We start from the raw sequence: 8,166 nt of genomic DNA on the forward strand, positions 1-8,166 counted from the left end.
AATTTTACCTTAACTGCCGGCTTTGCTTGCCCCACAGGCAGGATGGGGGAACCATTCCCTTGCTGGAGGAGTTTCGAAGCCGACACAGGATTTTGAGACGATGACCCGCAACACGGGCGAAAAGGCAGAAGGGCTGGCCATCGAGGTCAGGCGCCAGTTGGGTGCCGAGGCGGTGACCCGCTTTCTACGCACCTTGCCGGCCTTCCGCACCGAGGCCGACATTCCCGACCGGCTCCGAGAACTGCTCGACCGCCTCGATGGGGCGGAGCGCGGTGACATCGGCTGGCGCCGGCGGTAACGCAACAATCAATCTTGGCAGCAAACCTCCTATCGGCAATAGCCGGGGAGAGCCGAACCATCTAAGGATAGATGTGTTGTGGTTCAAAATGGAGGACGTAGTGCGCAAGGTTTCGATCACCTCATCGCTGATGGCGCTTGTCGGCCTCGGCGCCATCACCTTGGCGGCTTTTCCGGCACAAGCAGACAATCTGCAGCTGCAATTGGGCAAACATGGCCCGCGGCTGAAGCTCATGGAAGATTGCGACCCCGCCTATGACGATTGCGAAGGCCCCCGTCGCGACGACCGGCGCGACCGCCGTCAACGAGGCTGCACGGAGGACCGGGCCCTCGACAAGGCAGACCGAATGGGCATCCGCCGCGCAAGGATAGAGTCCGTCGGCCGCCGGGAGATCACAGTCCGCGGCAGACAGGGTGGCGACCGCGTGCGCGTGACTTTTGGCACCGAGCGCGGCTGTCCCATCCTCGATCGCGAATAGCGATCGACCTCAGCGGAAAACCGACGCTCAGAATCATCAGCAGGTCGAACCGGCGGTTGGCTGGCTCGACCGCCGGGCCACGCGACAATTACGCACAGTAATTTTGCGTGATGTCGCCTTGCGGCGGCGAGGCACCCCGCCTATGCTTCCTGATGAACATGATTTCCCCTGAGACGGTCGCCAACAGCAAGCGCGCCTGGCTGAAGATTCTCGCCCGCTACAAGAAGCCTGACAGGCGGCGCAGCACCGTCGAACTCGCCATCACTCTCATTCCATTCGCCATGCTCTGGGGCCTGTCCTCGGCGGCCTATGCCTATGGCCATTGGTGGGGACTGATCCTCATCCTTCCCGCGGCCGGGTTTCTGGTGCGCATCTTCATGATCCAGCACGATTGCGGCCACGGCTCCTTCTTCGCCAATCGCTACGCGGACGACTGGATCGGCCGCGCGCTCGGCATCCTGACGCTGACGCCCTACGATTGCTGGCGGCGCGCCCACGCGACCCACCACGCCAGCGCCGGCAATCTTGACGAACGCGGCATGGGCGACATCCGGACGCTGACCGTTGCAGAATACCGGCAGATGTCGTGGCGAGGCCGCCTTGCCTATCGTCTCTATCGCCACCCGCTGGTGATGTTCGGGCTCGGTCCGATCTGGCTGTTCATCTTCGAGCAAAGGCTGCCCGTCGGCATGATGCGCGGCGGCCTGACCCCTTGGGTGTCGTCGATGACCACCAATCTTGGCATCGCGGTCGCAGCAGCCATCCTCATTTGGTTCGTCGGTCCCGGCGCGTTCCTGGTGGTCCACCTGCCGATCGTCATCCTCGCCGGTTCGGCCGGCATCTGGCTGTTCTATGTCCAGCACCAGTTCGAGGAAACGGAATGGGCGAAGGATGTCGACTGGGAATTCCAGCACGCCGCCTTGCACGGATCGTCCTATTACGACCTCCCGCCGGTGCTGAACTGGTTCACCGGCAACATCGGTGTCCATCACGTCCATCACCTCTCCGCCAAGGTGCCGTGCTACCGGTTGCAGGAAGTGCTGCGGGATTATCCCGAGCTGCGCGACATCGGCCGTGTCACGCTGCTGGAAAGCCTGCGCTGCGTTAAACTGGCGTTGTGGGACGAGAACCGCCGCAAGCTGGTGTCGTTCCGCGAGGCACGGGCGGCGGCTTAAGCAATTCCAGCAGAAGTGGTGAACGGTTTCCAGGGAAAGCGCGTAGCGTTTTCCCTGGGGCAATTGCGTCAAACCAAGAAAAGTAAAACGACCGCCAGTCTATAGGCACCGCGCCTGGAGCTCCTACCAGGCAGCCCTGATCATGTCGGCGGCCTTTTCGGCGGTCATGATGGTTGGCGCATTGGTGTTGCCACCAATCAGTGTCGGCATCACCGAGGCGTCCACGACACGCAAGGCTTCAAGCCCGCGCACCTTGAGTTGCGGATCGACCACCGCCATCTCGTCGACGCCCATCCGACAGGAGCCGACCGGGTGATAGACCGTGTCGGCGCGGGTACGGATATGGGTCATCAGATCGGCATCGCTTGGCTCGCCGGCGATGTGCATTTCCTTGTGCCGGTAGCGCGTCAGCGCCGGTGAAGCCAGCACCTGCCGGGTGATCCTCACGCCTTTCAACAGCAGCTCCGCATCGCGCTGGTCGCTGAGAAAGCGCGGATCGATGCGCGGCGCGGCAAGTGGATCGGCGCTGGCCAGCCCAACCTCGCCACGCGAGTGCGGCCGCAATATGCAGACATGACAGGAGAAGCCGAAGCCGTAGTGCAGCGTGCGCGCATGGTTTTCGACCAGCCCGATGACGAATTGCAGCTGCAGGTCAGGGCGCTCAAGCGCCGGGTCGGATTTGACGAAAGCGCCGCTCTCGGCCGCCGGCGAGGCGATCAGCCCGGTCCCATCCCGCCGCCACTGCGCGATATGCCGTAGGAAACCCAACGCGCCGCGCGGGCTCATGCCAAGCATATCGGTGTCCTTCGATCTCCAGCCGACGATGAAATCGAGGTGGTCCTGCAGGTTCTTGCCGACGCCCGGCAATTCGTGGACGACGGGAACGCCATGCACGGCAAGTTCGGCCGCCGGGCCGATACCCGACAGCAACAGAAACTGCGGCGAACCGAAGGCACCGCCACACAGGATCACCTCGCACGACGCCTGCGCCACTGCCTCGCCTTTGCGTGTCCGGTAGCGGATACCGGTGGCCCGCTTGCCGTCAAGGACGATGCCTGTGGCGTGCGCCCGCGTGATCACGGTCAGATTGGTCCGCTGCATCACCGGATGGAGATAGGCGGCGGCAGTCGAACAGCGCTCGCCATTACGGGCGCCACCGGCAAATTGGGTCACCTGGAAATAGCCGGCGCCCTCTTGTTCCGGTCCGTTGAAATCGTCCAAGGCGCGAATCTGGTTTTCGGCACAAGCCTCTATGAAGGCCTTGGCGATTGGCCTCGGCGAGCGCTGGTTCGACACTTTCAACGGGCCGTCCCCGCCATGCAGGGCATCAGTGCCGCGCTCATTGCCTTCGGCGCGCCGGAAATAGGGCAGAACCTCATCCCATGACCAGCCCTCACAGCCCAGATCGGCCCATTCGTCATAGTCGCTGCGATGGCCCCTGACATAGAGCATCGCATTGATGGCGCTGGAGCCGCCCAGCGCCTTGCCGCGCGGCTGGTAGCCCTTGCGGCCGCCAAGACCTTGCTGCGGCACGGTTTCGAAGGCCCAATTGTTGATCCTGGGCCGGCCGGAAAGCATACCGATAATGCCAGCCGGAGCGCGGATCAGCATATCCCTGCCCTCGCCGCCAGCTTCGATCAGGCAGACCGTTTTCGAGGGGTCTTCCGAAAGCCGTGCGGCAAGCGCACAGCCGGCGGACCCAGCGCCGGCTATGACATAGTCGTAACGCATGAAGACCCTCCCCGATCATTCCGGATTTTCCATCCGGAAGCTCAAGAGAAGGCTTGAACAGGGGGCGTTGTAAAGACGCGCGGAATTACCGCAACGTCAGCCGCTGCGAACGCGCCGCCAGGAGTATTTCGGGCCTTTTGGTTCCGGCACGGCGGCTGGCTGGTAGTAGAGCCCCAATCCGCCGGTGCGGCCCTCCTCCAGGCGCTTCAACAGCACGGGGTTCGATATCTCGAACTCGTCGAAGCCCAGCCGCAGCATATGCGGCAGTTGGTCGACCAGCACCTGGCCGGTAGCGCGAACGGCACCTTCGAAATGGTAGCGGCCGCGCAGCAGCTCTCCCTTGGAGAAGGAGCGGCCGTCGCTGAAGGCCGGAAAGGCCAGCGCCACCAGCGACAGCTGGTCGAGCAGGTCGGCGACCTTCTCGAGCTGATCACCCGGCTGCAGCAGGACGCCGAGCCGTTCCTTGGCCGAGCGGCGCACCTCCGGATCGAGATCGAGGAAGACTTGCAACGGCAGGATGAAGCGGCCGTTGCCGGACAGCGCATCGGCGCTTTCGGCATGCGTCCACTCATCCTCCTGAAAACCCGCAGGGGTCCAGAGCCGGGTCTCCGGTGTCGTCGGTTCAGTCATCAAAAAGTTCCTAAACAGTCAAACGAAACCAAGGATGTGTTGAGATTCAGGTCAGGCTGCGCCGAAAATGGCGGCTTCCGAGAACCGGAGCGGAGCATACTTGAAGTACGTGAGCACCGGAAGCGCAGGAAGCCGCCGTTTGCAGGCCAGCCTTACCTGAATATCAGCATATCCTAAAGGGATGCGTCGGTCAGCGACTTCTCCAGCCCCGACAGGTGAATGCCGCACTCGGTCTTGGCATGACCGGCCCAGCGGCCGCTGCGCGCGTCCTCGCCCGGCTGCACCGGCTGCGTGCACGGGAAGCAGCCGATCGACAGATAGCCATAAGCGACCAGCGGATTTTCGCGCAGCGCATGCGCGCGCATATAGTCGGCCTGGTCCGATGTCGTCCAATGCGCCAGCGGATTGATGCGGATGCGCGGACCGACCGCCTCGAACACCGGCAGCGCTGCCCGCGTCGCGGCCTGAAAACGCTTGCGGCCAGTGAGCCAGGCACGAAATGGCGCGACACCGCGCGCCAGCGGCTCCACCTTGCGCACGTCGCAGCAGGCATCGGTATCGCTTTGGTGCAGATTGCCCGTCGGATCGATCCGTTCGAGTGCTGCTTCCTCGGGTTTGATCACCCTTATGTTGGTCAGCCCGAAATCGGCGGCGAGCGCATCGCGATAGCCGAGCGTCTCCTCGAAATGCTTGCCGGTGTCGAGGAAGATGACCGGCAGCGTCCGGTCGATCTTGGCGATCATGTGCAGCAGCACAGCCGAATCCGCGCCGAACGACGACACCGCCGCGATCTCGTCGAGGAACAGTTCGCGGGCCGAGCGTTCGATGATCTCGAGCGGCTTCAGATGACCATAGAGCGCGTCGAGCCCTGCCGCTTTGGCGGCGATGCCGTCATCGACGTCTCCAATACGGTCAAGCGGCCTTGGCTTCGCCAGCATAGAGCGCCTCCTTGAACGGCGCGGGACCGACTCGGCGGTAGGCGTCGATGAATTTCTCTTGTGGGTCGAGCCGAAGGCCGAGATAGGTCTCGACGATCTGTTCGATGGCGTCGGTGATCTCTTCCGAAGAGAAGCCGCGGCCGATGATCTCGCCGACCGAGGTGTTCTCGTCGGCCGAGCCGCCCAGCGTCACCTGATAGAGTTCGGAGCCCTTCTTCTCGACGCCGAGGATGCCGATGTGGCCGACATGGTGATGACCGCAGGCGTTGATGCAGCCGGAGATCTTCAGCTTCAGTTCGCCGATCTCGCGCTGCCGCTCAAGCGAGGCGAAGCGGCGCGAGATTTCCTGCGCGATTGGGATCGAGCGCGCCGTGGCCAGCGCGCAGTAGTCGAGGCCCGGGCAAGCGATGATGTCCGATATCAGGTTGGAATTGGCCGTCGCCAGGCCGATGCCGACCAGCGCATCATAGACCGCCTTGAGGTCGGCGCGGGCCACATGCGGCAGGATCAGGTTCTGCTCATGGCTGACACGCAGCTCGTCAAAGCCATATGTCTCGGCGATGCCGGCGATTGCGTCCATCTGGCTGTCCGAGGCGTCGCCAGGCACCTCGCCGATGCCCTTCAGCGAGATCGTCACAGCCGCATAATCGGGATGGCGGTGCGTCACGACATTCTGGTCGAGCCACTCCGAGAACCCCTTGGAATCGAGCCGCGCCAGCTTGACCGCCTGGTCGCCTTCCGGCCGCTCAGCGAGTGCCGGTGGCGCGAAATAGGCCTCGATGGCGCGGATATCGGCTTCCGGCAGCTTCAGCTGGGCGTCTTTCAACTCTTGCCACTCGGCCTCGATTTGGCGGGTGATCTCCTCGACCCCGGTCTCATGGACGAGGATCTTGATGCGCGCCTTGTACTTGTTGTCGCGGCGGCCATAGAGGTTGTAAACGCGCAGGATCGCCGTGCAGTAGGACAAAAGGTCGGCTTCCGGCAGGAAGTCGCGGATTTTGCGGGCAACCATTGGCGTGCGGCCCTGGCCGCCGCCGATATAGACGGCGAAACCGAGTTCGCCGGCGGCGTTCTTCCTCAGGTGCAGGCCGATGTCGTGGGTCTGGATGGCGGCGCGGTCGCGCTCGGCCCCCGTCACCGCGATCTTGAATTTGCGCGGCAGGAACGAGAATTCCGGATGCACCGATGACCACTGGCGCAGGATTTCCGCGTAGGGACGCGGATCGGCGACCTCGTCGGCGGCAGCGCCGGCGAAGTGGTCGGCGGTGACGTTGCGAATGCAATTGCCGCTGGTCTGGATGGCGTGCATCTCGACGCTTGCGAGATCGGCCAGGATCGCCGGAATGTCCGACAGCGCCGGCCAGTTGAACTGGATGTTCTGGCGCGTGGTGAAATGGCCGTAGCCCTTGTCGTATTTGCGGGCGATGTGGCCGAGCATGCGCAGCTGCTTGCCGTTCAGCGTGCCATAGGGCACCGCGATGCGCAGCATGTAGGCATGCAGCTGCAGATAGACGCCGTTCATCAGCCTCAATGGCCGGAACTGGTCCTCGGTGATCTCGCCGGCAAGACGGCGCTGCACCTGGTCGCTGAACTCGGCGACGCGGGCCTGGACAAAATCGTGGTCGAACTCATCGTAACGGTACATGCTTGGTCTTTCAGGGCGCGTCCGCCCATGCCTGGTGTCTTGGTTATGCTGCCCGCGCAGCCTGCTTGCCGAGATCGTTGCGGATGGTCGGGCCGGCGGCGCGGATCTTCTCGCGCAGCCGCACCGGTTGGACGACGCCGTTGACGACTTCGGCGTCGATCAAATTGACGTCGACCACTTCGTTGGCGGCATAGGCCTTGGCGCCGATCGCCTCGAGCCTGTCATCGGCTGCCTTGTCATGGGCGAGGTCGGCATGATCCACCGTCTCGGCCCAGCCGCCATCGGCGTACCAGACGGCGATGCCGTCGGTGAGGCGGTTGGCGGTCAGTATCTTCATTGCTGAACTCCTTCGGCGACCGAACTGGACGCGCCTTCATGCCTGTGTGCCGCCAGCGGCTCGGACCGTTCAAAGTTGGCGCCGGCGACCGCATCGCCGATGATGGTCATGACTGGGCCGGAAAGATCGGCGCGCGCTTCCAGCGACGGCAGGTCGGCAAGCGTGCCGTGGAAGCGCCGCCGGTTGGCGAGGCTGGCATTCTCGACCACGGCCACCGCAGTGTCCGGCGACAGGCCGGCCTCGATCAGCCGTCCGGCAACCTCGGCCGCCACCGAGCGGCCCATATAGACGGCGACGGTAGCGCCGGAAATCGCGAGCTTGGCCCAGTCGGGCAGCGAATTGCCCTTGAGGTCGTGGCCGGTGGTGAACACCATCGACGAGGAGACACCGCGCAAGGTCAGCGGCAGTTCGAAATCGGCGGCGGCGGCAAAGGCCGCGGTGACGCCCGGGACCACCTCATAGGCGATGCCGGCGTCGCGAAGTGCCGCCATCTCTTCGCCGGCCCGGCCGAACACCAGCGGATCGCCAGACTTCAGCCGCACGACACGCTTGCCTTCACGGCCAAGCTCGACCAGCAGCGCATTGATCTCAGCCTGGCTCTTGGTGTGGCAGCCCTTGCGCTTTCCGACCGGCAGGCGCTCGGCATCGCGGCGACCCATGGCAACGACCGCCTCGGGCACAAGGGCGTCATGGACGATGACATCGGCTTCCATCAGCAGACGATGGGCTCGCAAGGTCAATAGATCCTCGGCGCCCGGACCGGCGCCAACCAGCGCGATGTGACCGCAAGCGGGCGTGTTCGACAGCAGAAGATCGACGGCGGCGTCATGCGCCTGCGAAAGCTGGCCGGCTTCAGCCGCGCGCGCAGGAGCGCCAGCGAAGAAATCATTCCAGAAGCGGCGGCGGGCATTGCCTCTCGGCAGCAGCTTCTCGG

9 protein-coding genes are annotated in these 8,166 nt (G+C 63.9%); 3 read left to right on the forward strand and 6 right to left on the reverse strand.

The window, feature by feature from the left end:
* The first annotated feature begins 100 nt into the window (after nucleotides 1-100).
* From EN879_RS15635 to EN879_RS15645, 3 genes are all read left to right on the forward strand, one after another.
* Nucleotides 101-298: a hypothetical protein gene (locus EN879_RS15635; RefSeq protein WP_024502834.1), complete on the forward strand. Its 198-nt coding sequence runs from the start codon at nucleotides 101-103 to the stop codon at nucleotides 296-298.
* Nucleotides 273-776 carry a hypothetical protein gene (locus tag EN879_RS15640; protein ID WP_335916267.1) on the forward strand — a complete coding sequence of 168 codons (504 nt, stop codon included), beginning with the start codon at nucleotides 273-275 and terminating at the stop codon, nucleotides 774-776. The genes EN879_RS15635 and EN879_RS15640 overlap by 26 nt, the downstream gene beginning before the upstream one ends.
* A gap of 152 nt (nucleotides 777-928) precedes the next feature.
* Nucleotides 929-1,951, forward strand: coding sequence for a fatty acid desaturase (locus EN879_RS15645; RefSeq protein WP_063169014.1), 1,023 nt, complete (start codon nucleotides 929-931; stop codon nucleotides 1,949-1,951).
* A 123-nt stretch (nucleotides 1,952-2,074) separates the two neighbouring features.
* On the opposite strand, the gene EN879_RS15650 is transcribed toward EN879_RS15645, so the two are convergent.
* The 6 genes from EN879_RS15650 to cobA all read right to left on the reverse strand — a co-directional run.
* Complete coding sequence (locus EN879_RS15650; RefSeq protein ID WP_127274122.1) at nucleotides 2,075-3,682, reverse strand: GMC family oxidoreductase N-terminal domain-containing protein; 1,608 nt, start codon at nucleotides 3,680-3,682, stop codon at nucleotides 2,075-2,077.
* Between the two features lie 96 nt (nucleotides 3,683-3,778).
* Complete coding sequence (locus tag EN879_RS15655) at nucleotides 3,779-4,312, reverse strand: DUF934 domain-containing protein (protein WP_063169016.1); 534 nt, start codon at nucleotides 4,310-4,312, stop codon at nucleotides 3,779-3,781.
* A 173-nt stretch (nucleotides 4,313-4,485) separates the two neighbouring features.
* Nucleotides 4,486-5,250 carry a phosphoadenylyl-sulfate reductase gene (locus EN879_RS15660; protein ID WP_024502838.1) on the reverse strand — a complete coding sequence of 255 codons (765 nt, stop codon included), beginning with the start codon at nucleotides 5,248-5,250 and terminating at the stop codon, nucleotides 4,486-4,488.
* Complete coding sequence (locus EN879_RS15665) at nucleotides 5,225-6,895, reverse strand: nitrite/sulfite reductase (RefSeq protein WP_063169017.1); 1,671 nt, start codon at nucleotides 6,893-6,895, stop codon at nucleotides 5,225-5,227. Before EN879_RS15665 ends, EN879_RS15660 begins: the two co-directional genes overlap by 26 nt.
* A 43-nt stretch (nucleotides 6,896-6,938) precedes the next feature.
* Nucleotides 6,939-7,232: a DUF2849 domain-containing protein gene (locus tag EN879_RS15670; RefSeq protein ID WP_013529562.1), complete on the reverse strand. Its 294-nt coding sequence runs from the start codon at nucleotides 7,230-7,232 to the stop codon at nucleotides 6,939-6,941.
* Nucleotides 7,229-8,166: uroporphyrinogen-III C-methyltransferase (gene cobA, locus EN879_RS15675; RefSeq protein ID WP_127274123.1), on the reverse strand; the 938-nt coding region annotated here is incomplete at its 5' end. The genes cobA and EN879_RS15670, both read right to left, overlap by 4 nt.

It is taken from the genome of Mesorhizobium sp. M7A.F.Ca.AU.002.02.1.1 (assembly GCF_003998535.1).
GTDB lineage: Bacteria > Pseudomonadota > Alphaproteobacteria > Rhizobiales > Rhizobiaceae > Mesorhizobium > Mesorhizobium ciceri.